Consider the following 23,734-nt stretch of genomic DNA (forward strand, 5'->3'; position numbering starts at 1 on the left):
GTGTTGCCCATCGGCACCGAAGGGCACGAGGATTAATCGGCGAGCACCACGGCATCGCGATCGCGCCAACCCACCCAGACCGTCTCGCCTTCGAGATTCGAGAGCGCCACCGGATCGAGCTGGGCCGACAGGAGGGCGCCGTTATCCAGACGGACAGTCAACGTCGTGTGCGCGCCCTTGAACACACGCCGCTCGATCTGGCCCTTGAGGGCAAAACGATCACTCGGCTGCTCGGGCAGACAGAACAGAGCCTCCGGACGCAGCGCAATCGTGACGTGGCTGCCAATGGCGTGATGGTGGCCGTTAAGATCCGCCCGGATCAAACTACCCTGCCAGTCGACCGTAGCGACCCCGCTCTCGGCAGACACCAAACGGCCATCGAGAAAGTTGCTCTGACCAATAAAGTCGGCGACGAAGCGGCTGCGGGGGCGTGCATAGAGATCGTCAGGCGCTCCCATCTGCTCGATCCGCCCCTTGTTCATCACCACCACGACGTCAGACATGGTCAGCGCCTCTTCCTGGTCATGGGTGACGAAGATGAAGGTTTTGCCGGTCGTCTGCTGGATCGACTTCAACTCGATCTGCATCTCATGACGCAGCTTGGCGTCGAGTGCCGATAGCGGCTCGTCGAGCAACAAGACATTCGGGTCCGGCGCCAGCGCCCGCATGAGGGCGACGCGCTGGCGCTGACCACCCGACAATTGTTCAGGCATGCGTCCGGCAAAATCCTGCAGCTTGACGAGACCGAGGAGTTCCATGACCCGGCGGTGGATGGACGCCGAATCCAGCCCCTTCAGTTCAAGTCCGAAAGCAATGTTGCGCTGGACTGACAGGTGCGGAAACAGGGCATAGTCCTGAAAGACGATATTGACGTTTCGCCTGTTGGGCGGCAGATGCGAGATCGGCTGCCCGTCAAGGTAAATCTCGCCGGAGGACGGCGTTTCGAACCCGCCCAGCATTCTCAGTGTCGTGGATTTGCCGCAACCGGAGGGGCCAAGCAGGGTAACGAATTGGCCCGGCGCGACCGCCAGGTCCAGATCGTCGACAGCAAGGGAAGCGCCGTAAGACTTGTTGACGTTTTTAAAATGAACAACCGGCTGCATAACTCAGCTCCTCGAACGGCGGGTGAAGTGCTCGGCATAAAGGCCGATGGCGGCGGTGACGATGAGAACGATGGTCGCCATCGCATTGATCTCGGGTGACATGCCACCCTGGACTTTGGCGAAGATGAGCATCGGTAGCGTCGGCTTGTATCCGCCCAGGAAGAAGGTGCGCACGAAATCGTCGATACTGGTCAGAACGCAGAAGATCATGCCACCAATCAGCGCCGGCAGGATGTAGGGGACCGTGACGCGCATGAAGGCGACAAATGCGTCCGCCCCGAGGTCTCTTGCAGCATCGACGAGATTGGCAGGCATGGAACGCAGGCGCGTCAGCACCATGATCACGACAAACGGCACCGCGTGTACGGTGTGGGACAGAATGATGGCGAAGGTGCCCGTGGGGATATCGACCATCCGGATGAATATCCGCATCGAGATGGCGTTGATCAGGCCGGGAACGACGGCAGGCAGGCAGGCGAGCGCAAAGAGAATGGCCTTGCCGCGGATGCCTTCAGTTGAAATCAGCAGGGCAATCCACACACCGATGACGGTCGCTCCGATCGTGGTGGCAAGCGCAATGCCCGCCGAATACACCGAAGCTTCGATGAACTGCTTGTCCTGCAGCACTTTGCCGTACCAGTCCAGGGTCCAGTTACTGATCGGAAAGGCGATGAAGTTTGCGTCCTTGAAGCTCATCGCCATCATCAGGGCCAGCGGCAAAAGCAGATAGATAACGAAAATGGCATAACAGGCACCAAGTGCCGTTTTCGGAAGGTCGTTTAAGGGGGACCGCATCGTCATCTCCTACATCAGCCGGACAGAGCGACCGCCAACGACGCGCATGAAGAGACCAACCGTTGTCAGCGATACGGCGAGCATCAGCATGGCGAAGGCAGCGCCCTCCGGCCATTTGTCGTTGGAGGAGTGGAAGAGCGTCGCGATCACCTCCGGAAAGATGACGGCGTTCGGGCCACCAAGCAGCAGAGGAGCCGCGAAGACACCGACGGCCGTGAGGTAAACCAGGCTGCAGCCGGACACGATACCGTCTTTCGACAGCGGCAGGATAACGCGGCGGAAGCGTTGGAAAGGGCTTGCGCCAAGATCCGCAGCGGCATGCACCAGCTGTACCGGGATCTTTTCTATGGCTGAATAGAGTGGGAGCAGCATGTAGAGCGCCAAGAGGTAGATAACGCCGAAGCTCAGCGAGAAGGACGTGTAGAGCATCGGGATAGGCCGATCGATGACGCCGATCTCGCGCAACAGAACGTTGACGGCTCCCCGATTGGCCAGCAGCATGATGACCGAGAAGGTACGGATCAGTTCTCCGGCCCAGAACGGGATGAGCAGGAGCAGCAGCGCGCGCATACGCTGCTTCGGCTGGAGCACCTTCGCCACGTAATAGGCAACCGGATAAACGATCACTAGAGTCGACACGGTAACGACGGCTGCAAATACGAGGCTGCGTATGAAGGGCAGCACGTAAATCGAATCCGAGAAGAACAGGGCATAGTTGGCGAGCGTATAGCGCGTGGCCTCGTTCGGTTGAGGCGGATAGTTGTCCGTGAAACTGATATTGGCCATTTGCAGGATCGGCCCGACATGCAGGACGAAAAGCCATATCACGGGTATCCCGGCAAGGAGTGCGAGGCGCGCATGCCGACTGTCCGCCAGCCGGCCTATGGTGGTTCGGTAAAGGGTTGAGCCTGTCACCTTGCCAATCCATCCGGAATAATGCGCCGGGGCTGGCGCGCTTTCCTCTCGCAGTTCAGTCATTGTCGTGTTCACCATGATCGTTCCCAGCTCTGGACAAGCTTTTTATTGGGGTCTGCGAACCCGGTACCGGTCGGGTTCGCGTCGCATCGCAACGGTAACTCAGGCAGCCTTGATTTCGGCAGCTGCCTTGTCGATCACCGCGTTCTTCATGGCCCGGTTGACCGAGCTGAAGAACTTGATGCGCTCCATCTGGTCCTGTGGAAGGGCCATGGCGGCCCGTTCGCGATCGTTCAGCAGCTTTTCAACGCCATCAAAGGCTGAGGCAAAGCCCGACTGCCGAACCATGGCAGCCCCGATTTCCGGTGAGGCGAGGATAGCGTCGAGGAAGGCATAGGCAGCATCCGCATTCGGACCGTTCTTCACCACGTTGAAGGAGTAGAGGAACCCGTAGGTGCCTTCCTTCGGAACCGACAGCTCGATGGGGTGGCCGTCCATGATCAGCTTGGCTGTCGGGCCGGACCAGGCTTGCGCGACGTAGATGTCCTCGTTCAGGAACATCTGCTGAACCTCGGAGCCCGCATCATAGTATTTGCGGACCTTGTCCTTTTGCCTGATCAGGAAGTCGCGCGCCTTGTTGGTGGCGTCCTGGGCAACGGCTTCCTTGCCCTCGTAGGTGACATAATCGCCGTCATTGCCTTGATAGAGCATGGTCAGCGAAAGGAAGTCCGAAATGATGTAGGACGTCAGACCCTTGTATTCATCGTCGAACATCGTGCCCCAGCTGTCGGAAGGCTTGGTGTACTCCGTATTGCGGGCCAGACCTTCAAAGCCCGCCAAAAGCGGAACGCCGTAGGTGGAGCCGTTGATGGTAAGCTGCGGCGCGCCTTTGTAGGCTGCAGCCAACTTGTCCCAATTCTTCAGTCGGCCGGTGTCAAGCGGCGTGAGGAGGTTGGAACCGATGAACTGGGAGAGCCGGTGGCCGGTTACCGTCACGATATCGGTCGATGGTGTGGCGCCTTCGGCCGTCAGGATGTTGTATTGCTTGCCCTGGTCGTCTGTCAGACGGATGCGGATCTCGATCCCCGTGTCCTTTTGAAACTGATCGATGAAAGACTGCGGCACGAACTTGTCATATGTCGTGATGTTTACGACCTTGCCTTGCGCGTGGGCGGAGCGCATCAGGCTGGGCGCCGCAAGGATGCCGGAGCCGGCGGCGAGCAGTTTAAGGGTGGAACGGCGGGTCGCATTAAACTCTTTCATGGCACTCTCCTTTGTTGTTTTTTGATGGCGTCGATGAGGCAGAGACATTATGATTTAGGGAACGTCTCCTTCGACGGTTCCCCCATAGGTGACATCCGCAAGACGTCCTGACGTGCGGGGATCGTGAGCGGTGAAATCGGGCATGCGTGCCGAGGCGACACGGATAATCAGCTGGATCAGCTCCTGGGCGGTGGCCGACAGCGGGCGCGCTGTTGCCGAGAAAATTCCCCAGAGAAACGGAATGTCGACGTCGAGCGGTCGGACAGTCACGCCCGCGGTCAAGGGACCGTAAGCGGTAGCCGGTTCAACGATCGCAATTCCCATACCGGTCGACGCGACCTGTACCGCACTCATCGCCGCACTCGTGGCGATGATCCGCCGTGCACGGACATTTGCCTCCTGCAGCGCCTTGTCAACGCGACGACGCAACCGGAATGGGTTTGCAAGCGTAATGATCGTCTGGTCGGCAAGGTCGCTAATAGAAACGACATCCTTGGCGGCCAGCGGATCGTTGACGGACAAGACCGCCACACAGCGGCCCTGGAAATAACCATGCGCCTCGAGACCCGGTTGCTCGGCCGGAAGCGACGTCACGCAGAAATCAGCGGTACGGCCTAGCACCGCCTGGACCGCAGCCTCGGCCGGCATGCTTCTTAAAAAAACCGTGTGCGGCAGAAGGGCTTCGGGTAACTCCGCAAGCGCGAGCGGCACCATTCCGGTTGCAAAAGCGGGGGTCGCCGCGATCTCGACCGGCTCAGGCTCCTTGAGACTGATGCGTTGGGCACGGTTGCGCAGATGCTCGATGCCGCTGATGAAACGCTCCGCTTCGGCGTGGAAAGCCACCCCCTTGTCACTCGGCGTAATACGCGGGCCATTGCGATCGAACAGCGGAAATCCAAGCGATGTCTCGAGATCCTGAATGAGGCGCGTCACCTGAGATTGCGAACGGTCAAGGAGGCGCGCAGCACCGGTAATGCTGCCTGCGGACATCACCGCCAGAAACGCCTCTAACTCGCGTATCTCCATCGCTATCATGCATCCTTTGCATTATGACAAATTTAATGTGCATTAAACGCATGATGTCTGCTAGTGACAAAAGAGAATTTTTCGTTCGACGAGCAGAAGATGAAAAATATGGCTCGCTGACTTCGAACTGTGCAGAAAACTAAGCTTCTAGCCTTGGCTTTTGCTAATGCAGCAGACGCTTTTACTCGAAGCAGTCATATCTGCTGAGGGGTTAGGCAGGGACGCGCGAATTAAACAGGCAGAGCACCCGAGCAAGCGGCTGTGGCAGTCGAGACAAGATGATGCATTTGCGCAACGATCGGCAGGCAAAGTTCAGAACCGGTTTGTGAGTTGCGCGAAGGGTAGTGACCAGAGGGTGGGGCCATGCCCACTCCTACAACCGAAAGGATAGATGACATGCGGATAGCCATTCTCGGTGCGGGATCGATTGCCTACGGCGTGGCGGCTTTTCTCGCCGAAGCGGGACATAGCCCGTCGCTGTGGTCACCCTCCGGCCGCAGCGGCAAGCCATTGTCGCAAGGCGAACCGCTCACCGCCACGGGGGCTTTGGACTTCGTCGGCCCCGTTGAGGTCGCAGCAAGCTGTGAGGCCGCCATTTCGGATGCGGATGCCGTCATCATTGCCATGCCAGCCAACGGGCATCGCGCGGCCATCGATGCAGCGCTGCCGCATCTACGATCGGGCCTGCCTGTCATCATCAGTTCCCATAGCTCCTTTGGAGCGCTTTATCTGTCGAAGCGGCTCGCCGAGCGACAGCTCCATTTGCCGATCATCGCCTGGGGGACGACGCTTCTGACGGCGCGCCGTCAGCCGGACGGGCACAGCGTCGTTGTGAACACCATTCGTCAGAAGGTGGACTTTGCCACCTTGCCGAAGTCTGCAGCTCATGAGGGCCATAGCCTGTGCACTGAACTCTTCGGTGATCGTTTCGTCGAGCGCGACGGTTTGCTCGCTATCGCGCTCTCAAACCTTAATCCGCAAAATCACCTCGGGATCGCATTGCTCAATCTGACACGGATGGAAAAGGCAGAGAGCTGGGGACAGGGTGAGCATGTGACCCCGGCAGTCGGACAGTTGATCGAAGCGCTCGACGCCGAGCGACTGTCAATCGCGGAGAGCTTTGGCCTTGGGGTGAAGACGGTCCGAGAGCACTTTTCTCTCTCCTTTCATGTACCCCTCGCCTCTGTGTCGGAAATGAACCAGCAGATGCATCGCGAGGGACGAGGCGGGATGGGACCTTCCTCCATCGACAGCCGCTACATCTTCGAGGATGTGCCCTTCGGTCTTTTACCGACGGTCCTTCTTGGCCGCATCGTCAACCGTCCTGCCATCCTCCATGAAGCCGGTATTCGCATCTTCACCGCGTCGGTCGCGCGCAACCTGGAAGCTGACAATGACCTGCTGCCGGAGCTTTCGCTTGATCATCTCGCTCCGGGGGAGCTGCGGGATCTTTGCGAAAACGGATTTTCGCCGGCGTAAGTAGCGCCCTCACCCCAGCAGGAAGCGGGATCATCTGAGCCCCATCACGCAGTCGAGAATACGTGCAAGCGCTTCGGTATCGATGTCGCTATCAACGCGGATACTGCGGCCACGTCCAAGTTCGATCGTTACATCGCTTCGCTTCCGACGAGAATGGGATGTCGGGGCAGTCCCGGTTGTACAGCAGGGACGGCCAGCGCGGTTTAGGCAACGATCACCGGCACCAAGGTGTTGCCGTCTCGATGTTCGGCTTCTCGATCCTGCAGAGCTCTTTGCGCCAACGAAGAGCTGGCTAACGTGAACCCCAGCATCACGCGCAACCTCAGAGATGATCGCTCCCGGTTCGAGGCAGGCAGCAACGAACTGCACCTTCCCCTCAAGAGACCAATGCCGACGTGGAAATTACCAATGCCGCCAAGAAAAAATGTGCAAAATACACTCGATTCCGCGTCATTACGCGATTTGCACGGCGCGCTGCTGGAGATCGTCAGTGCGATGAACCGGCCGCCGTAGCGTGATGAACATATGGTCCGGGAGGTGGGGATCGCGCTGAACCGCGCGTTGTTTCCGCTGCTGGTCATGATCGAGCGCCTGGGGCCGATCGGTATCGTTGATCTCGCTGACCGCGTCGGGCGCGACTACACCACCGTCAGCCGGCAGGTCTCGAAGCTGGAGGAATTCGGCCTTGTCACACGTTAGGAAAGCGCCGCCGACCACCGCATCCGCGAGGCAGCCATCACAGCCCAAGGCAAGACCATGACCGGCAAGGTTGATAACGCTCGGGACAAGATGGCTCGCGAGATTTTCGCGGATTGGGACGAAGACGAGGTCAAGGAGCTCGTCCGCCTTCTGCGTCGCTTTGCAGACGCCGTGACGGGGGGGAAGTTGACGTGTCACTCTGTGGGCAAAAAGGGACTTCCGGATAGTAGAAAGAAGCTCTTGATAGGATCTGAACCTCTGACCCGCTGGATTTTTTCACCAAGCTATTGAAATAGGTTCGAAGCGTTTACGGTCGATGCAGGAGAAAGCCTAATTGCCTACCTCCAACTTGAAGCAGTTCAGTTAGCTTTTCCGCAAGTGGGATCTGCCTACTTTCGCGCCGACACGACTGGGACGCATCAAAGGTAGAAAAGGCTCCGCGCGGAGGGGCCCAGATTTCTCTTTCTTCATGATGGGGGGTTCTGTGCAAACTTTCTGTCGATTTTACCAGCAGGTTCATCTCGGCTGAAGATGAGCAGATTTAGTTTGCCGATCATGGTCGATTCGCACGCACTAGACCAACCATGCAGGGCAAGAGGAGTTCCGATATTTAATATTTCGTGAGGAGCAATTTTTCGCTCAACGGTGCAGAGCGAGCAATGATGACGATTAATGCGCAAGATCAGTCCTAGTGCCGCTTGCCAAATTCCTTGCGAAGCTCCCCCTTCGCATCTTCCAGTACTTCTTTGCGGTCGTCCGATAGGGTCCGACCGGCGCGGTTGATGTAAAACACCAGCATCGACATCGCAGACCGGAAAGGGTTGGTCTTGCGCCTGTCAGATTGCTCTGCCGAGGCTTTCAGCGAACGTGCAATCTCCGAGGCATCGTTTTTTGTGAACACCTCTTTTTCAAGATCGAGCGCGTCGCTTTCCTTGGTCACCTTCTGCGACCATCTCTTTTTCTTTTTCGCCTTTTTCATTGGTTTTCTCCACGCCGCTCATGATTTTGTTCTGGGTCATGGGTGTGGTGACTGCCGCGCTCACCACCTCCTCCGGAAACCCTGCTCTTCGAACGCTTGTCGTTATCTGCGGCGGGTTTCTTGATTTCCAAGGGTGCCTTCGCGTTTTCATGCGATGCGCCCGGCCCGCCCTGACGGATGCTGGCCGGTGTTTTTGTTGAAGGGGACATGTCTTCCTCCTGTCGCAGCAGACGAGCCGCCGCTTACTGGTCGTCGCGCGTTTTCATCGCGTCGGAAACACGCTTCTTACGCGGGTCTTTAAGGTTCTCCCCAACAGCATCCCGATCGTGCTCGGGATCGTCGGCGGGCTTCATGTAGCCTCTGGGGCGGGTTTCCTTCGGCCCCTCCCAGCGGGGTGATTGGTCGGTGGTGCCGGGAGCCCCATCTCGTGGAGAATTATTGGTCATCATTGCCTCCGGTTGGGTTGCGAACCCACCCAACCTCTTTGCGGCGACGATGTTCCGCAAAGACCGCGACACAACAGGGGAACTTTTTTCGAAACAATTTCGCGTTGCCCCGGTTAGGCGCGAGAGAAAATTCAATCCGAGGGAACATGACGATGACGGACAAATCCGGCAAATCCGATCGCATCTCCAGAATAGCTTATGAGCAGTAGCAGGACTTTCTCAGGCGCTCGTCCCTGCAATTCCTGGAATGCGCTATCCATTTATGCGCGACAAATATGAGCATTTCCGAACTTGCTACCCGGCTTGAGAAACAAGCCCAATATTTGCGACACTTCGGCTGAGGACAAGCCGCGGTGCGCCTACGGCGACCATGTCTTTCCTGAGGAACCAACATGCCAAGATTTTTCTTCACCGTGATCAGCGGCAAAAACATCCTCGATGATCCGGAAGGCAGCGATCTGCCGTCGCTCGACCGGGCGATCGAGGAGGCGCTCCAAGATGCCCGGGCGCTGATGAGCGAGGCAGTCCTGCAAGGGCGCGACATCTCGGAAGGATGCATCATCATCCGGAATAAACAGCAGGAAGTATTGAAAGTCGTCCGCTTCGCCGACGCGCTAGGCAGAAATGACTGATGGCGTTGCAACGTCCGTCCGCATACGAGTTATCAGTTTTTCATATTCTTTTTCCGGGACGCCGTAGGTCGTGTCGGCGACGTCTTCCAATATGCTTCGATTGACGATCCGGACGTTTCCTCGGCTGGCACGGATGGCATGAATGCCTTCGAGAACATGCAGCTCGTTGGTGATGCCCGGCCGCCGCACGCCAAGAACCGTGGAGAGGAACTCATGGGTGATCGGCAGATCATCGGTATCGAGCCGGTCATGACACATCAGCAGCCAGCGCGCGAGCCTTTCGCGCAGACTGTACTGCCCATTTGCCAGCACAAGCTGGCCGACCTGAAGCAGACAGATATTGATATAGCCCAGCAAAAGCTCCCGCAGCCGCGCGTCGTTCTCCATCTCCTGTCGCAGTTCGACGGCGGGGATCAGAAAACCACGACCGCTGACACACATGACGGTTTCATCCGGCGTGGTTTCCGCGCCCAGAAGAGTGGGCCAGCCGGTGATCCCCTCCCGGCCGACGAGCACGGTTTCTATGCTTTTACCGCTATCGTCATGAACGACGGTGGATGCCAGACCGGTTTCGATGAAACAGAGATGGGAAACAGGCGTGCCAGCCGCAACGAGCTGATACCCCGCCGGCAGATCGACGTGCTCCATCCGGGACGCGAGCCGCGACAGCCCTTCCATGCCAAGGGTTTTCAATAGCAGGTTACAAACAAAAAAATCTGATCCAAGCATAGCGGTTCGCCCCTTGCTCGAAAACAACAATATGCGGCGGTCATATTAACGGCGGAAAATCGCATGGAAACAGTGAGTACGTTTCCGTACGAATTTGCAGGAGGGTCCCTTGCTGCATCGGGGAATGGCCGAAATTCCAAATTTTGGCCCATTTTCTAAGCAGCATCATACATCGCAATCGGGCCATTGGGTATGTGCGCCTGACCGACCAATCCGGGGGGCGACGGCCGAATAGGCGAAATTTTTGCCGGGACGACTTAGCGAAACCAATCCGCCGTATCCGCCTTCAATATCTGGAACAAGCTTTTCAATTCGTGGTTAGAGGCTACCAAACAGGGAGGCTTGAACATCATGAAAAAGAACATCGAATACCAGATCATGGCGCATGAAAAGGATGGGCCGTCGTCATCTCTGATGTCATAAGAGGCGTTTATCCCAGCCAACATCTGGCGCTCGCGGCAGCAAAGCTGCTGGAGAGCGATATGCTGCCGATCGAAGAGACGAGACGCTTCGCTCAAACCACCCATATAACCCCGACCGATACCGTAGCGCCCAACCGGGTGTCCCGGTCGCTCCAGGTAATGGTGGCGGTGCCCTATCAGGTGGATATTCCCCTGCGACACAGGAGTGGAGAAATCAGCTTTCCATCGTCGACTGGCGGTCTCGATCTGACGGCGGGCAAAGCCTAGGCGAAATGGCGGCCCGGTCCCGCCTCACGCGGCGCGGCCGGGATGCGTCGCTATCAAAAATAGAGCGAAATGGCGACCGCCAGTGCAAATATCACGAGCGCGTAGACCATCATGGTCTTCCAGGAAAATCCTGCTCAGGCCTGATGCTTTCCCGTGGCGCATCAGCCATTTCATTGTCTTTCGCCCGCATCGGATACCTCCTCATGGGCGCACGGCGTCCTAACCACGGCCATCCGCAATTGTTCCGCCCCCGAACCCGTGACGGCGGAGAGGAAAGCCATGGCAAGAGGTTTGCACCACCGGGACGAGATGCCCGACGCCGCGCGCCCCTCTCGCGCTTATTTGATAAATTCAGACTACGCGGCGGCTGAAATCATCCTGCTCAGGCGTTATGGTAGGCAGATAGGCACACGCATGCGGTGGTATGCGAGGAGTAAAGCATGCAGACTGTCAAACGCCTCACCATCGCAATCATTGGCATGACTGATACCGTGACGCCGGAAATCAGGATGGCCTGGTTTCACGCCCGGATTGGTCTTGAGGGACCGTATTCCGCCAGCTTTATAGAGAGTGAAGACGCTCTGAAATTTACCGCCGCGATTATCGACGTCCGTTACGAGGCGAACGTCCTTCTGCGCCTCACCGAGCAGTTGGATAGCGAAGCCATTCCCTATCTTTTTTTCGTGCCCGACGCGGTCATCGATAGCGAACCGGGACCTTTTGTCCTCTCTAGGCGTTCGGAAGACATTGAAAACATTGTTTCCGCCTTGATGGCGCAAGGAGGAGGCATCAGACATTAAAGCGAGGCACGTGTCATGCTGAACCAACCCGATAGCCATGGCGAAGCGAATATTCTGCTTTCTCATTTACCCGATGACGTCCGGGTTGAGGTTGGAGACGCGTGCAGGTCTATCAACCTCGCACTGGGCGACGTGCTGATACCCGCCGGCCGGGCCATCGAGGGTGTTTTCTTCCTGTCATCCGGCATAGCTTCCGTCGTTGTCGTCACCAAATCGGGACGCAAGACCGAGGCGGGAGTTGTCGGCAAAGAGGGGTTCGTGCCAGCGGGAGCCGTAGCAGGCGCGCAAACGAACCTGACCGAGATCGTCATGCAAGCTCCGGGCGAAGCACTTTTCATGGATATCAGGTCGTTTGACGCGCTTGTTTCAAAACATCGGGTATTCCTCGACATTCTCGTCTGCGCCCTGCACGTCTCAAGAACACAGATACAATTCACGGCATCTTCGAATGCCACCCAGTCCGTAACGGAGCGCCTCGCCCGCTGGCTCCTCATGTGCCACGACCGGGTAGAAAGCAATCAGTTGCAACTGACCCACGAGTTCCTGTCCACCATGCTGGCAGTCAGGCGCGCAAGCGTAACGGACGCTCTCCACGTGCTGGAAAGCCTTGGGTTCATTCGCTCCGAAAGGGGACGAATTACGATCAAGAACCGCGAGATGCTTGAGACCTATGCCGGCGATCTCTACGGCGTGCCCGAGGAGGAAAACAATCGAATGCTCGCCCGATTTATGCGCAAATACAGCTCTGATTCCGCGCTTGCCGACCTGACTGCTGTTGCGAGCGAGGACGTTCGCTAGGCCCGACGGCCGTTCTCAGTTGTCGTTGGTACGCTCGCGGACATTTACCTTTGGTCGTTTCTCTATAAGATAAATGCATCTTCCCTCATGCTGTGAAACGCCGAGCGCGTTTCAAGGATGTGAAATGCAAACCAATCACGAATACCTGAGTGCGGGAATTTTTCTGAACGAAGACATCAATATCGTTAAGGCAGCCTACGAAAATGTTGTGTCTGCAGAACGCGATCCGGCTCTATGCCCTGCCGAGGTCGCCCGCTATGTCCTGAAAATGTATGATCGCGGCGTTGTCGATCAGTCGAAACTCCAGCAATTGACCGCTCTCTACTTCCGAACCAAATTGCGTGTCGGCTGACGTCCAGGTCTGACGCGTGGCAGCCTGCCACGGTTTCAGCTCGGTTCTATTCAGAATAACCCCAGGTTTCCGATAGTCCTGCATCTCGCCATGCTGGTGGGCAGAACGTTGCCGTGTTCCGATCGTCGATCGATCCTTGAAACGACACGATCACGATATGAAAGTCAGCCGGCGGACCGGGAACAAACCTGCGTAGGCACGGTTCGGGTTGCTCCAAGGAACTCATACCGAACGAGGTTATCAAATGACCCGGAGAACTCTCCCTATTCCAGAAGACAACCGGAGCCACCAGGGCCCCGGTGACAATGGCCGCCTGAGCACGGAAGACGCCTCATCTGTCGAGGAACAGAAAGCTTCGACCCAGACGGGCCGGCAGGCAAACATAAAGATTAACACGACCCATCAAGGGCACCGGCAGGACAGGTAATGCCCGCCTGTTCCCGGCAGGCGGCTTGGTTGTCACCAACCTGTTTCCGGGCTCCTCGCAATCTAAGATCAATGCGGTTCCTGGAGGCGCCAAATGCGGATTCTTGCCGTGACGGCCGAAATGTTTCCATTCGTCAAAACCGGCGGATTGGCCGATGCGGCAGGTGCTCTGCCGGAGGCGCTGGCGAGACAGGGGGCGGATGTTCGTACATTGCTGCCTTTGTACCACAGGCTCACGCCACTTATCCGCGGAAAGGAGCCATGTCTGAGTGCAACTGTTCTTGAGCAGCCGGTATCGGTTTATCCCGTTATCTCAGACGGTCAACAACTGCTGCTTCTGGAAGCGTCGGACCTGTTCGACAGGGACGGCCATCCCTATGGCATAAAAGGCGAGCCTTTTTCCGACAACGATTTGCGCTTTGCGGTCCTTTCCAAGGTTGCAGCGGAAATCGCAGTCGGTGCGATTGACGGCTGGAAGCCCGATCTCGTTCACGCGCATGACTGGCACGCCGCCTTAACCTGCGTCTACCTCGCCGAGGCAACGCCGCAGGTGCCGTCCGTCCTTACCCTTCACAATCTTTCGTTTCAGGGACAATATCCACTGGAGCGGGCGGGTATGCTCGGATTGCCGCCCCACCTCTGCACCGTGGATTGCCTCGAATATTATGGCGACATGTCGTTTTTGAAGGGTGGCCTGACGACCGCATCGGCCGTGACGACGGTAAGCCCCACTTACGCAAGAGAAATCCTCACACCGGAAATGGGAATGGGAATGCAGGGCGTGCTTGCCAAGCGGCGCGAGAACCTGCGCGGCATCGTCAACGGCGTCGATCACGACGTCTGGAATCCGGCAACAGATCCGTACATTCTCGCAAATTTCGCGGCTGCCACGGCGACAAGACGGAGCCTCAACAAATATGCCTTGCTTCAGGCCCTTGGCCTAGCCCCTACCCAGGGCCCTGTCTTCGGCGTGGTCAGTCGCCTGACCTGGCAAAAGGGAATCGATCTCCTCCCTCACGTCGTACCCCTTATAATAGAAAGGAAAGGTAGGCTGATCGTCCACGGAGAGGGAGATACGGCACTGGAAGACAGCTTGCAGGCGCTGGCAAAGCGCTATCCGGAGCTGGTCTGCGCCCATATCGGCTATGACGAACGGCTGGCGCACATGATCCAGGCCGGCTCGGATTTCATCATCCAGCCGTCACGGTTCGAACCCTGCGGGCTGACGCAGCTTTACGCGCTGCGATATGGCGCGCTGCCCATCGTCAGCCGCACGGGCGGGCTGGCGGAAACCATTATCGACGCGAACGACGCGGCCATTGAAGCGGGCGTAGCAACAGGCTTTCAATTCGAGCCGGCGAATGAACACGATCTGCGCGCCGCGCTGGAGCGTGCCATTAGCGCCTATAACGACCGGGAACTTTTCCGACGGCTTCAGACGCAGGCCATGCAGGCCAATTTTTCCTGGGACAAGAGTGCCGCACAATATATGGCGCTTTTCGAGAGCCTTGTCGGCAACAGCACGCGCGAAACGGATGCCGTCGCCGACATCAGACCCGAGACTTTTGCAAAGATAAGAGCTGATAGGCGGCTGGCGGGAACCCCAGGATCACCAACAGGTTAGGCCACCGGCAACAGGAGGCTCTGGTGATGAATGCAGCGAATTATCGCAAATGGGGTGCGCAGCGCCATCAATCCGGCGACACGGATTTCAGCATCTGGGCACCCGCCTCGGCAACAGTGAAACTGTGGCTGAACGATGCGGAATTCGACATGCACACGGCTGGTGATGGCTGGCACGACATCACAAAACCCGCCCTCCCCGGCGATCGCTATGGCTTCGTGCTGGCCGACAGGACGAGGGTTGCAGATCCCGCTTCCAACCGGCAGCAGGAAGGCCCGCGTGGCCCCTCCCTGATCGTCAACCATGATTTCGCCTGGAAAAACCCGAACTGGAAGGGCCGGCCTTGGCACGAAGCAGTCGTCTATGAGCTCCATATCGGGACTTTTACACCCGAGGGCACCTTTGCCGCCGCGGCAGAGAAACTTGAATATCTTGCAGACGTGGGCATTACCACCATCGAACTTATGCCGCTTGCGACCTTTGCTGGAAGTCGCGGCTGGGGTTACGACGGCGTCCTGCAATTTTCACCGCAGCGGGATTATGGCACTCCAGACGAGCTCAAGGCTTTCATTGATCAAGCCCATGGCCATGGCATCATGGTGCTGTTGGATGTCGTCTACAATCACTTCGGCCCCGCAGGAAATACCCTTCAGGCCTACGCGCCGGCATTTTTCAAGAAGCATGAGACACCGTGGGGACCCGCGCCGGACTTCAACCGTGCCGAAGTTCGGTCGTTCTTTCTTCAGAATGCATTCTACTGGCTCGAGACCTATCGCTTTGACGGATTGCGGATCGATGCCGCAGATCATCTCGCTGGCGGCGACGGAGAGGTTGATTTCCTTATTGAGATGGCGCGGGAGGTGAAGCGCACAATAAGAAACAGGCATGTGCATCTGGTCATAGAGGATGCGAGAAACGCGGCCTCGCCAATGACACCCATGGCCGATGGGGCGATCTTGGTCGATGCGCAGTGGAACGACGATTTTCACCACGTCATCCACGTGGCGACCACGAACGAAGAGGGCGGTATCTACGAAGATTTCGCCAGTCGGCCCTATGAAAATCTTCGCCGCTCGCTGGCGACCGGCTTCGTCTATCAGGGAGAACCGCGGCCCTCTCGGAATTTTGCCGCCAGCGGCGAGCCGAGCGGGCATCTCCCGCCCCATCGATTTGTGAACTTTCTCCATAATCACGATCAGGCCGGCAACCGTTTGCGCGGTGAGAGGCTGCGTGCCCTCATACCGCCGCCGCTTTTCGGCACGCTCGAGGCGATCCTCTTGCTTTGCCCGCAGACGCCGCTGGTCTTCATGGGGGACGAGCACGGCTCGGCCAACCCGTTCTTCTTCTTTTCCGACCACCCCGACCACAACCGGGAACAGGAAATAAGGAACCGGCTTAAACAGGCGGAAAGTTTTCAGGGAGAACTCCCGCCAGATGCTTCCCAGATGGTAATGGACCCGAATGATCAGCACACCATGCAGCTCTCTACACTGAAGTGGACCCATGCAGAAACAACCGAGGGGAAACAGTCAAGAGCAGACATGGCCGCGTTGCTTGCAAAACGCCGCGGGCACATCTGGCCTCTCCTCTGCTCACACTTCGAGAAAGGCATTTCCCTTGATTGCGAGCCTCGGTGTCTTGCAATCGACTGGCATTTCAAAGCGGGACAGCTGGAAATGCGGGCAAACCTTTCGGAAAACATGTGCGAACTGCCGGCGGTGAAAGGAGAAATCCTTCACCGGAACGGCAGCATCAGTAACACGCGATACGAAGGTTATGCGGCGCAATTTGCGATCTATGCAGGCCGCTAGCGCATGTCCAGCAAATTGGGTTCGGACTGCGTAAAAACAACAAAGAGAAAGGTCATTTCCGCAGATCCGATTTTCACCGGAAATGCTTTAGTCAAGATTGCGCCGTAGCGATTCCCTTGCCCTGTTGACCCGGCTTTTGATGGTGCCAACCCGGCAGCCGCAAATCGCCGCAGCATCGGAGTAACTCGTCCCTCCGGCGAGGCCGGCGCCAGGTCTGAAATACCGATACGCAACACCTCTAGCTGCGTATCATTCAATGTGTTTCCGGAAACTCCACTCACAGCGTGCTTGGCCATTTTCCTATCCTTTCACGATGGAAAAATGTCTCGCGAGACGCTTGGCTGCCGTACGCCAACGTACAATCGCAAAATCAGTAACTCTCCCGCGTCGGTGTTCGAACAGTTGAACCGCTCCAAGCGTTAGTTCCTACAATTGATCGGCGTTTTCCGCGCCGCCAGCTGACAGCCGCTGCGGCCTCTGATCAATCATAAGTTCGGCGTTTTTTCTCCTTTGTTCCCTGTCTTGGCAGCTTTCGTGGCCGTTCCGGTAGAAGGCATCATCTGTACCGGGTTCTGGCTTGATATCTTCGTCTGGCTGATTCATCGCTTCATCACCGCTTGGGGATCGCGGAATAAATGGATTCATCCGGCGGTCTAACTGCGGCATCTGAAGGCAGTTCCAGCCCGATAAAGGCTTTGAGGGAACAGTGACGCGGGAAAACGGTTAGTAAAGGATCAAGGAGGACACGATGAACAAGGACGAAAAGCTGAAGCAGATTCACAAGGACAGCGAACCGCAATTTGCGCGCGGCAAAAAAACCTCTGATAACAACGGCGTGGTGAGTGCAAAGCCGCGCGTTATCACCGGGTCCGACGACGCAACAGCCAACAAGCTGCCACCCGGAGCCAAAAAACCCGAAAAAGACTGGGACTTGAACTACGACGAGCGAGACGCTAACGAGGGCGATTTCAGGGGTTAACCCGGTCCCGGAGTCCTGACCTTAGGCGCCAGGTCGTCGATTGTAAGCTCGATGGATTGAGGTTCGGCGCGCTTTCGTGTCTTGACCGTCAGAACACTGCCAGTGTTGAGGATACCCTCAAGTACCGTGCGCTTGCCCACAATGATTTTGATTACCTTTGGGGTCGCGGCCCGGGTGGCCTAACTTATCTCGGGCAATCTAGCTCCTCTCTTCGGTGGAAGCGCCCGAAGGAGCGTTGCCGTATCGCATACCTGCAGTTGCGTTGAAAAACGACCCGAGAGCAGCTTCATGGCTGCATCATGTGTTGCGTCCCTTCCGCTGCAAAGTGCATCCTCGACCAGAATGACGTAAAATCCCTGGTCGATCGCCCCAAGAACAGTAGCGAGCACGCAGACATCTGTTTCCCCGCCGGTAATCACCACGGTCGAAACCTGCTCCTGCCGCAGGATTTCGCCAAGGCCTCCATGTTGCCACGGTGAATAGACGCTTTTGCGGAAGATGCGGGCGGGCGGGATGTAGCGCGATAAAGAAGGGATGACCTCGATGAGTTCGGGAGCCAGGGCCTGCTGTGTCATCATCGGCCATTTTTCATAATAGGCTCGCCATGCCCCACGGGCCTCCTCTACAGACCTCGGCGGCACAAAACAGGTGAAGATGCATCGCGCGGGGTCGCTGTCAACCACAACCTCTACCTCTTCACTGATGCGGTCCATCCATTCGACATGCCACGGCGTATCTTCAGCGAAGACACGCTGCATGTCGACGCACAGGTGCCGCCAGTCCCCCTCCGCAGAAAACTCGATCAATTCCCTCCCCCTCTATCCGCCGGTCTCGCTGTGAGGCGCGGCGACGGGTTTCGATTCCGGTGACCCACGGAAGCGCAGGAAGATTGAAAGAACCACAAGAACTGCGGTCGAAAGAAACTCCGATTGCCAGTTCTGAAACGATTCAAACCAGAACTCTGTACTTCCCAGATGCGAAAACAGCGTCGTCTCGGGATTGCCGTGCATGGCAGTCTCCAGGGCAGCCGCGTCGGCACTGTATTTCAGATGCAGGACAAAACTGACAACAAAAAGGAAGAACAGGGCAAGCCCCAAAGAGTACGAATAGATGGCGCGGATAAATCCCCCTGCTCTCACTGCCCAGGGCGCCTCGGGATCATCTGCTTTTTGCGCAGGGTCTTCATCCTGTGACGCTGGCTCGTCGGGGTTTTTGGATTCGGACGAGCCTCGTTGAAACAGAAAAGCGGTCAGCATGACATACGCCGACATTTGCAAAAATTCGCTCTCCCAGTTTTCGAACAGTGCGGAAAGGAAATGGCCGCTTCTTGCGTAAGAGAATAGTGTGAGCGGCGTCGCGTGATGCTGCACAAGCTCCTTGTTGTAAACAGCCCAGCCAGTCGCAAGCATGCCTCCGATCGTTAACAGGGAAGTCAGGACAAGGACAATCGTCAATCCATTGTCGCGTACCAGCCTCATGATTCAACCTCGCATGAAAGAAATATTTCATAACGGACGTGCCGCCGGTTTCAGCGGCACGTCCGTATAACGGATCACGCTGCTTTGGATTTTCCCTTGATGTTGGCGCTTGCCTGAGCAAGCGATGAGAGAGCCGTATCCGTCGCGCTCTCTTCGCCCAGCGTCTGTTCGAACAGCTTGGCTGCTTCTTTCATGCCCAGTTCGACCGCCCAGGTCTTCAAAGTGCCGTAACGGGTGATCTCGTAGTGCTCTACCGCCTGGGCTGACGAAATCAGCCCGGCATCCAGCGCTGATGACCCCTTGAACTCCTCCATGATCTCCTCGCCTTCCGCGATAATGCCCTGGATCGCCTCACAGGTCCTGCCGCGTGCCGGCTTGCCGAGCAACTCAAAGACATTCTGCAAACGCTCCACATGAACCTCGGTCTCGTCCCTGTGCTTTTCGAAGGCGGCCTTCAGATCCGCTGACTGCGCAGCCCGCGCCATCTTTGGGAGCGCCTTCAGGATCTGCCGCTCGGCGAAATAAATGTCCTTCACCGTGTCGAGGAAAAGGTCTTTCAATGTCTTCTCAGCCATTTCAATCTCCTGTTGCTTGGTGGCGGTAAGCCAAAAGCCCACTCCCTCCGAGGAGCAAGGCAACGAAAACAGTTTTCTTCATCTGGTTTTTCCTCCACTAGAAACATGCTTGCGAGCCTCCCTTACGGAGTTTCCTCCAGTAGGCTGAAACCGGTCTCGGACAGCATGGGCGCTTTCCAAACAAACCGAAATGCGGAGAGTTCCGAAAATAATTAGTGGAAGGGAAAATGCCGTCTCAGCCGGATTATTGCCGTACCCGCGCGCCCGGCGCGACGTGGCTAACGGGCTATCTGTCGTTTTTATACGCCGTCCGTTGCGGCTATGAGTGGCGGCAGGAGATGGCTGCCGCCGCCGCTATCCGGGAAACTGTCCGACCTAACGCCGGGAAAGCAATCGCGCCATGGCATGATGTGGCGACGGCTTCTCGCCTTCGTGTCCGTTCTCCTTTTCCAGTCGAGAACGGATATCCTCGATTTCTTGGGCCGTGAGATGCTCGATTCCGATAAAATCCGCGCGAGCCTGCTCCACAGCCCTCAAGAGTTCGTCCAGCTTTGCTTCCATTGCAGCAGAATCTCGGTTCTGCGAGTTCTGTACGAGGAAAATCATTAGAAATGTCACAATGGTCGTACCAGTGTTGATTACCAGCTGCCAGACTTCAGAAAACCCGAAGAAAGGCCCGCTTATGCCCCAGGCGATGACGGTGCCGAACGCGACGACAAAAGCAGTCGATGAGCCGGCAAAAGAGGCAGTACGGCTCGCAAAAAGCGTAAAGAACTTGTTCACGGCGCTGCACCTCGCTGCTGACAACGGGGACCTGACCGCCAGAAGACTGGACAGTTAGCCAGGGCACGACGCGTCTTGGGTCCTCTAACAATGGAACTATGCGTTGGTTCCGAGGTTAGCGGAAAGGCGAAAGCGAGCAGTTTCCAATTTCAATTATGCGGGTGGCGATAACCGCAAATGTTCGGGGGAGAGAGCACAGCCGCCGACTGACGTTACCTGCCCTGTCTAGAAATCATTCCTGTGGAACCCGGAGCGACCTCGATGGTTTATCGCGCTCCCCCTGCAAAAGGAGAGAAAACATGGGAGACACCCGACACCCTACCCCGCCATATCCGGAACAACAGCAGGAGCCACCGGGCAAGACAGCCGAGATGAAACCCATCCCGGATCATGGAGAACAGTCCTACGTGGGTGACGGTAAGCTGAAAGGCAGGGTTGCCCTCATCACCGGAGCCGATTCAGGCATTGGCAAGGCTGTCGCCATTGCTTTTGCGCGAGAAGGCGCCGACATCGTCATTTCCTACCTCAACGAGGACGATGACGCCCGCGACACTGCAAAGTGGGTAAAGGAAGCCGGCCAAGGAGCTTTGTTGGTACCCGGCGACATCAAGTCTGAGGAACATTGCAAGAATCTCGTACATCGCGCCGTCAATGAGCTCGGTGCTGTCGACATTCTCGTGAACAACGCAGCGTTCCAGCGAACCTATGACGATATAGCCGATATTACCGCCGAGGAGTGGGACGAAACTTTTCGCACCAACATCTATGCACCTTTCTTCCTGTCGAAAGCGGCCGCTCCCCACATGAAACCGGGTAGCTCGATCATCAACACGACCTCAATTCAGTCGCGGCAGCCCTCGCCTCAACTTCTCGCCTACGCTTCCACAAAGGGTGCGATATCCAACTTCACTGCGGGTCTGGCGGAAATGCTGGCGGAAAAAGGTATTCGCGTGAATGCGGTCGCACCGGGGCCGATCTGGACCCCTCTCATTCCCTCGACCATGCCCGCTGAAAAGGCTTCCAAGTTTGGAGAGAATACCCTCATTGGCCGTGCCGGGCAACCGGCAGAGCTCGCAGGAGCCTACGTCCTGCTCGCTTCGGATCTGGGAAGCTACATGACGGGAGCCGTCATTCCCGTGACCGGCGGCGAGATCATGATCTGATGCGCACTCGGCCGCTGACCTGGGTCGCCGGCCACCGTCGACTTCATGATAAGCGCGGCCAACGACGGTCGGCGGTGATGAATGGCGCAAGCTGTCCATCGCCGCCGTCTTCAGTTGGTTCAGGAGGTCTTGAGCGTGACATGCCCGAGGGAAAATGACGGTCCTTTGAGCGCACTGCAGGCCCGGTTCCACGCGTGAGGTTCAGTTGCAAGCGCGGTATGAAGCCAGGCTAGCGTCAGACGTTTGGTTGCTTCGAGTACGTCAGGCAACTCGGTCTCGGTTTCTTTTGCGTCAAGCCCGGCGATGCCACCCAGCCCGTGGCCAGCGCCGTGCAGCATCAAAAGCGCTTCCGCCCCGGGAGCGTCGTGGAAGGCATCGGTATGCCATTCGGGACCGCGGGTCGTAAAATGGGGATTATCCGCATCGCCACAAACCACCAGGCAGCGTGTCACGATCTTTGAAAAATCGAGGTCGAAGAACGGGAACCGGGCGGCGCTTTCGGCGGTCATGTCCTTACCGCCGCGCCCGGGGGCAGCCATCAGAATACCGGCTGAAATCCGAGCATCTGAGAAGTCTTCTCCGTGGAGCTGTGCACCCAACAGCAGGCTCACCGTGTGGCCTCCAAAAGAGTGGCCGGCTGTAGCAATCTTCTGGTGATCCAATCGACCGGCAATTGCGGGCGCCTGGCTTTCAATTTGGGCAAGCTGATCGATGATGATCCTTATTTCCTCGACCCGGTCCCGCCAGAAGAATGGTGCTCCCGCCGCGTCCGCCGGAAGGCCGCCGACACGGGAACTGGCGTGCGTCGGCTGTATGACCGCAAAGCCGCATTCAGCCCAGAACTGCGCAAGGTGGGCATACCCGTCTTTCGAAGGGATATAGTTCGATGGACCGTACCCATGCGATAACAGGACGATGGGTAACTTAGCACCTGTTGACGGCGCGGTTAGCCTCAGTTCCAGTGGCTGGCGACCATCCATTTGAAGCTTGATCGGGGTATAGGCGACCGTGAGACTGGGTTCAGGCGCAGGGATGTGACGGGCCAAGTCGATCAGATTGTTCATGCTCAGTGTCCTCTGGGTTGGTCTGGATACGGGTCAAGTAAAGTGCTGTCCCCAGGATGGACGATCTCGGCCGGACTCTCTATATTCCGATATCCATTATTCTTTAGCATAAGTCCAGAATCATGACTGATCCCATCGCAGAGGTCGTCTCGCTACTCAAGCCGAGCCCGTCCATTTCAAAGCTCGTCACGGGCGGTGGTCGGTGGCGGGTCGAGCGAACCGAGCTTGGAAGTCCCTTCTATTGCGCGGTCGTCGAAGGGCGATGTCTGCTGACAGTTGCCGGAAAGGCACCGATCGTCTTGACGACCGGTGATTTTGTGCTGGTTCCAGAAATCTTTTCATTCACGATGAGCAGCATCGAACCACCGCCTCGGGGCGCGCTGTTGCAGCGCCTCGAAACCAGTCCCGGCGTGTTCAGACTGGGAGACCCCGACGCGCCGGTCGAAATCAAGGCCATGGTCGGACACTGCCTGTTCGGGTCGGATGACAAGACACTTCTCGTTTCGTTGCTACCGGAGATTATCCACGTTCGCGGCGAGCAACGACTGGCTCTGCTTGTCCAGATGATAAACGATGAAACAGGAGCCGAGCGGACCGCACGGGAAATGGTGCTTGGCCGATTGCTGGAGGTGCTACTGATCGAGGTGCTCCGTTCGACGGGTGGAGCTTCAGCACCACCCGGTCTTCTGCGCGGAATGGCCGACCCGCAATTGGCACCGACGTTGCGGCGAATCCACGAGGACCCCGGTCGAAACATGACGGTGGAGGGCTTGGCGCAATTCGCCGCCATGTCCCGCTCGACCTTCTTTGAACGCTTCCGACGAGAGGTCGGCGTGGCCCCGATGGAATACGCAACAGGCTGGCGCATGGCCTTGGCGAAGGAGCTCCTTAGAAAGGACGTCGCAACAGCCGAGATCGCACAACGGGTTGGCTATGGCTCGGCCAGCGCATTCAGCGTTGCCTTCAGCAGACACGCCGGCCAGACGCCCGGTGCCTATTCAAGGGCAGCCAGCAATGGATGACCGATGCGCCGGTGAGGGAAGCGCTGTAATTCAACCGCAGATCGTGAACTCCTTTTGCTATTAGCTGGTGCCTGCTCTGTGGGTGATCGCCTTTGAGGGTCAGG

28 protein-coding genes and 2 pseudogenes are annotated in these 23,734 nt (G+C 57.4%); 13 read left to right on the forward strand and 17 right to left on the reverse strand.

What is annotated here, in order from left to right:
* Positions 1 to 32: 32 nt before the first annotated feature.
* The 5 genes from GSF67_RS25695 to GSF67_RS25715 form a co-directional block, all read right to left on the reverse strand.
* Entirely contained in the window at positions 33 to 1,103 is a 1,071-nt protein-coding gene (locus GSF67_RS25695; protein WP_006315837.1) for an ABC transporter ATP-binding protein, read from the reverse strand.
* A gap of 3 nt (positions 1,104 to 1,106) precedes the next feature.
* Positions 1,107 to 1,898 carry an ABC transporter permease gene (locus GSF67_RS25700; protein WP_006315838.1) on the reverse strand — a complete coding sequence of 264 codons (792 nt, stop codon included), beginning with the start codon at positions 1,896 to 1,898 and terminating at the stop codon, positions 1,107 to 1,109.
* 9 nt (positions 1,899 to 1,907) lie between these two features.
* Positions 1,908 to 2,891 carry an ABC transporter permease gene (locus GSF67_RS25705; protein WP_006315839.1) on the reverse strand — a complete coding sequence of 328 codons (984 nt, stop codon included), beginning with the start codon at positions 2,889 to 2,891 and terminating at the stop codon, positions 1,908 to 1,910.
* A gap of 84 nt (positions 2,892 to 2,975) precedes the next feature.
* Positions 2,976 to 4,076 carry an extracellular solute-binding protein gene (locus GSF67_RS25710; protein ID WP_006315840.1) on the reverse strand — a complete coding sequence of 367 codons (1,101 nt, stop codon included), beginning with the start codon at positions 4,074 to 4,076 and terminating at the stop codon, positions 2,976 to 2,978.
* A gap of 54 nt (positions 4,077 to 4,130) precedes the next feature.
* On the reverse strand, positions 4,131 to 5,111 hold the full coding sequence (locus GSF67_RS25715) for a LysR family transcriptional regulator (RefSeq protein WP_035216506.1): 981 nt from the start codon (positions 5,109 to 5,111) through the stop codon (positions 4,131 to 4,133).
* Positions 5,112 to 5,498: 387 nt separating this feature from the next.
* Here GSF67_RS25715 and GSF67_RS25720 point away from each other — a divergent pair, with 387 nt between their 5' ends.
* Complete coding sequence (locus GSF67_RS25720) at positions 5,499 to 6,581, forward strand: NAD/NADP octopine/nopaline dehydrogenase family protein (RefSeq protein WP_006315842.1); 1,083 nt, start codon at positions 5,499 to 5,501, stop codon at positions 6,579 to 6,581.
* A 30-nt stretch (positions 6,582 to 6,611) separates the two neighbouring features.
* On the opposite strand, the gene GSF67_RS26350 is transcribed toward GSF67_RS25720, so the two are convergent.
* Positions 6,612 to 6,950 carry a hypothetical protein gene (locus tag GSF67_RS26350; protein ID WP_083816027.1) on the reverse strand — a complete coding sequence of 113 codons (339 nt, stop codon included), beginning with the start codon at positions 6,948 to 6,950 and terminating at the stop codon, positions 6,612 to 6,614.
* Between GSF67_RS26350 and GSF67_RS26180 the strand changes: the two genes are divergently transcribed.
* Positions 6,879 to 7,094, forward strand: coding sequence for a hypothetical protein (locus tag GSF67_RS26180; protein ID WP_230059971.1), 216 nt, complete (start codon positions 6,879 to 6,881; stop codon positions 7,092 to 7,094). The genes GSF67_RS26350 and GSF67_RS26180 overlap by 72 nt on opposite strands.
* 12 nt (positions 7,095 to 7,106) lie before the next feature.
* Positions 7,107 to 7,571, forward strand: a pseudogene (locus tag GSF67_RS25730) (MarR family winged helix-turn-helix transcriptional regulator).
* Between the two features lie 397 nt (positions 7,572 to 7,968).
* Here GSF67_RS25730 and GSF67_RS25735 read toward each other — a convergent pair.
* The 3 genes from GSF67_RS25735 to GSF67_RS25745 are packed head-to-tail and all read right to left on the reverse strand — an operon-like array spanning position 7,969 to position 8,705.
* On the reverse strand, positions 7,969 to 8,259 hold the full coding sequence (locus GSF67_RS25735) for a DUF3175 domain-containing protein (protein WP_006315845.1): 291 nt from the start codon (positions 8,257 to 8,259) through the stop codon (positions 7,969 to 7,971).
* Positions 8,256 to 8,468 carry a hypothetical protein gene (locus tag GSF67_RS25740; protein ID WP_083816028.1) on the reverse strand — a complete coding sequence of 71 codons (213 nt, stop codon included), beginning with the start codon at positions 8,466 to 8,468 and terminating at the stop codon, positions 8,256 to 8,258. The genes GSF67_RS25735 and GSF67_RS25740 overlap by 4 nt, the downstream gene beginning before the upstream one ends.
* A gap of 33 nt (positions 8,469 to 8,501) precedes the next feature.
* Positions 8,502 to 8,705 (reverse strand): hypothetical protein, encoded by a 204-nt coding sequence (locus GSF67_RS25745; protein WP_035216529.1) that lies wholly within the window; start codon positions 8,703 to 8,705, stop codon positions 8,502 to 8,504.
* 392 nt (positions 8,706 to 9,097) lie between these two features.
* Here GSF67_RS25745 and GSF67_RS25750 point away from each other — a divergent pair, with 392 nt between their 5' ends.
* Entirely contained in the window at positions 9,098 to 9,337 is a 240-nt protein-coding gene (locus GSF67_RS25750; protein WP_006315847.1) for a hypothetical protein, read from the forward strand.
* Here GSF67_RS25750 and GSF67_RS25755 read toward each other — a convergent pair.
* Entirely contained in the window at positions 9,320 to 10,066 is a 747-nt protein-coding gene (locus tag GSF67_RS25755) for a Crp/Fnr family transcriptional regulator (RefSeq protein ID WP_006315848.1), read from the reverse strand. The genes GSF67_RS25750 and GSF67_RS25755 overlap by 18 nt on opposite strands.
* Before the next feature lie 482 nt (positions 10,067 to 10,548).
* Here GSF67_RS25755 and GSF67_RS26185 point away from each other — a divergent pair, with 482 nt between their 5' ends.
* The 6 genes from GSF67_RS26185 to treZ all read left to right on the forward strand — a co-directional run bounded on the left by GSF67_RS26185 (position 10,549) and on the right by treZ (position 16,566).
* Positions 10,549 to 10,755 (forward strand): hypothetical protein, encoded by a 207-nt coding sequence (locus GSF67_RS26185; protein WP_006315849.1) that lies wholly within the window; start codon positions 10,549 to 10,551, stop codon positions 10,753 to 10,755.
* A gap of 440 nt (positions 10,756 to 11,195) precedes the next feature.
* A complete protein-coding gene (locus tag GSF67_RS25765; protein ID WP_006315852.1) occupies positions 11,196 to 11,555 on the forward strand; it encodes a hypothetical protein in 360 nt (119 codons plus the stop codon).
* A 15-nt stretch (positions 11,556 to 11,570) separates the two neighbouring features.
* The gene (locus GSF67_RS25770) at positions 11,571 to 12,353 is read left to right on the forward strand and encodes a Crp/Fnr family transcriptional regulator (protein WP_006315853.1); all 783 of its coding nucleotides are present in this window, start codon (positions 11,571 to 11,573) and stop codon (positions 12,351 to 12,353) included.
* A gap of 124 nt (positions 12,354 to 12,477) precedes the next feature.
* Positions 12,478 to 12,705: a hypothetical protein gene (locus GSF67_RS25775; RefSeq protein WP_006315854.1), complete on the forward strand. Its 228-nt coding sequence runs from the start codon at positions 12,478 to 12,480 to the stop codon at positions 12,703 to 12,705.
* A gap of 520 nt (positions 12,706 to 13,225) precedes the next feature.
* Positions 13,226 to 14,755, forward strand: a complete 1,530-nt coding sequence (glgA, locus tag GSF67_RS25780) for a glycogen synthase GlgA (RefSeq protein WP_006315855.1) — start codon at positions 13,226 to 13,228, stop codon at positions 14,753 to 14,755.
* Between the two features lie 26 nt (positions 14,756 to 14,781).
* A complete protein-coding gene (gene treZ / locus GSF67_RS25785; protein WP_006315856.1) occupies positions 14,782 to 16,566 on the forward strand; it encodes a malto-oligosyltrehalose trehalohydrolase in 1,785 nt (594 codons plus the stop codon).
* Between the two features lie 87 nt (positions 16,567 to 16,653).
* On the opposite strand, the pseudogene GSF67_RS25790 reads toward treZ, so the two are convergent.
* Together GSF67_RS25790 and GSF67_RS25795 are read right to left on the reverse strand one after the other, a co-directional pair.
* A pseudogene (locus tag GSF67_RS25790) lies at positions 16,654 to 16,767 on the reverse strand (sigma factor-like helix-turn-helix DNA-binding protein); the annotation flags it as partial.
* A 225-nt stretch (positions 16,768 to 16,992) separates the two neighbouring features.
* Complete coding sequence (locus tag GSF67_RS25795) at positions 16,993 to 17,232, reverse strand: hypothetical protein (protein ID WP_006315858.1); 240 nt, start codon at positions 17,230 to 17,232, stop codon at positions 16,993 to 16,995.
* A gap of 82 nt (positions 17,233 to 17,314) precedes the next feature.
* On the opposite strand from GSF67_RS25795, the gene GSF67_RS25800 reads away from it, so the two are divergent.
* Positions 17,315 to 17,545, forward strand: coding sequence for a hypothetical protein (locus tag GSF67_RS25800; RefSeq protein ID WP_006315859.1), 231 nt, complete (start codon positions 17,315 to 17,317; stop codon positions 17,543 to 17,545).
* 179 nt (positions 17,546 to 17,724) lie between these two features.
* On the opposite strand, the gene GSF67_RS25805 is transcribed toward GSF67_RS25800, so the two are convergent.
* From GSF67_RS25805 to GSF67_RS25820, 4 genes are all read right to left on the reverse strand, one after another.
* Complete coding sequence (locus GSF67_RS25805; protein WP_006315860.1) at positions 17,725 to 18,351, reverse strand: isochorismatase family cysteine hydrolase; 627 nt, start codon at positions 18,349 to 18,351, stop codon at positions 17,725 to 17,727.
* A gap of 12 nt (positions 18,352 to 18,363) precedes the next feature.
* A complete protein-coding gene (locus GSF67_RS25810; protein WP_006315861.1) occupies positions 18,364 to 19,023 on the reverse strand; it encodes a DUF6766 family protein in 660 nt (219 codons plus the stop codon).
* Positions 19,024 to 19,097: 74 nt separating this feature from the next.
* A complete protein-coding gene (locus tag GSF67_RS25815; protein ID WP_035216531.1) occupies positions 19,098 to 19,598 on the reverse strand; it encodes a ferritin-like domain-containing protein in 501 nt (166 codons plus the stop codon).
* 375 nt (positions 19,599 to 19,973) lie between these two features.
* A complete protein-coding gene (locus GSF67_RS25820; RefSeq protein ID WP_006315863.1) occupies positions 19,974 to 20,381 on the reverse strand; it encodes a low affinity iron permease family protein in 408 nt (135 codons plus the stop codon).
* A 299-nt stretch (positions 20,382 to 20,680) separates the two neighbouring features.
* Between GSF67_RS25820 and GSF67_RS25825 the strand changes: the two genes are divergently transcribed.
* Complete coding sequence (locus GSF67_RS25825) at positions 20,681 to 21,544, forward strand: SDR family oxidoreductase (protein WP_176072111.1); 864 nt, start codon at positions 20,681 to 20,683, stop codon at positions 21,542 to 21,544.
* Between the two features lie 119 nt (positions 21,545 to 21,663).
* Here the strand turns inward: GSF67_RS25825 and GSF67_RS25830 are convergent, their stop codons facing one another.
* On the reverse strand, positions 21,664 to 22,608 hold the full coding sequence (locus tag GSF67_RS25830) for a hypothetical protein (RefSeq protein ID WP_006315865.1): 945 nt from the start codon (positions 22,606 to 22,608) through the stop codon (positions 21,664 to 21,666).
* Between the two features lie 122 nt (positions 22,609 to 22,730).
* On the opposite strand from GSF67_RS25830, the gene GSF67_RS25835 reads away from it, so the two are divergent.
* A complete protein-coding gene (locus tag GSF67_RS25835; protein WP_006315866.1) occupies positions 22,731 to 23,630 on the forward strand; it encodes an AraC family transcriptional regulator in 900 nt (299 codons plus the stop codon).
* Positions 23,631 to 23,734: the final 104 nt, after the last annotated feature.

The organism is Agrobacterium sp. CGMCC 11546 (assembly GCF_013365515.1).
Classification (GTDB): domain Bacteria; phylum Pseudomonadota; class Alphaproteobacteria; order Rhizobiales; family Rhizobiaceae; genus Agrobacterium; species Agrobacterium fabrum.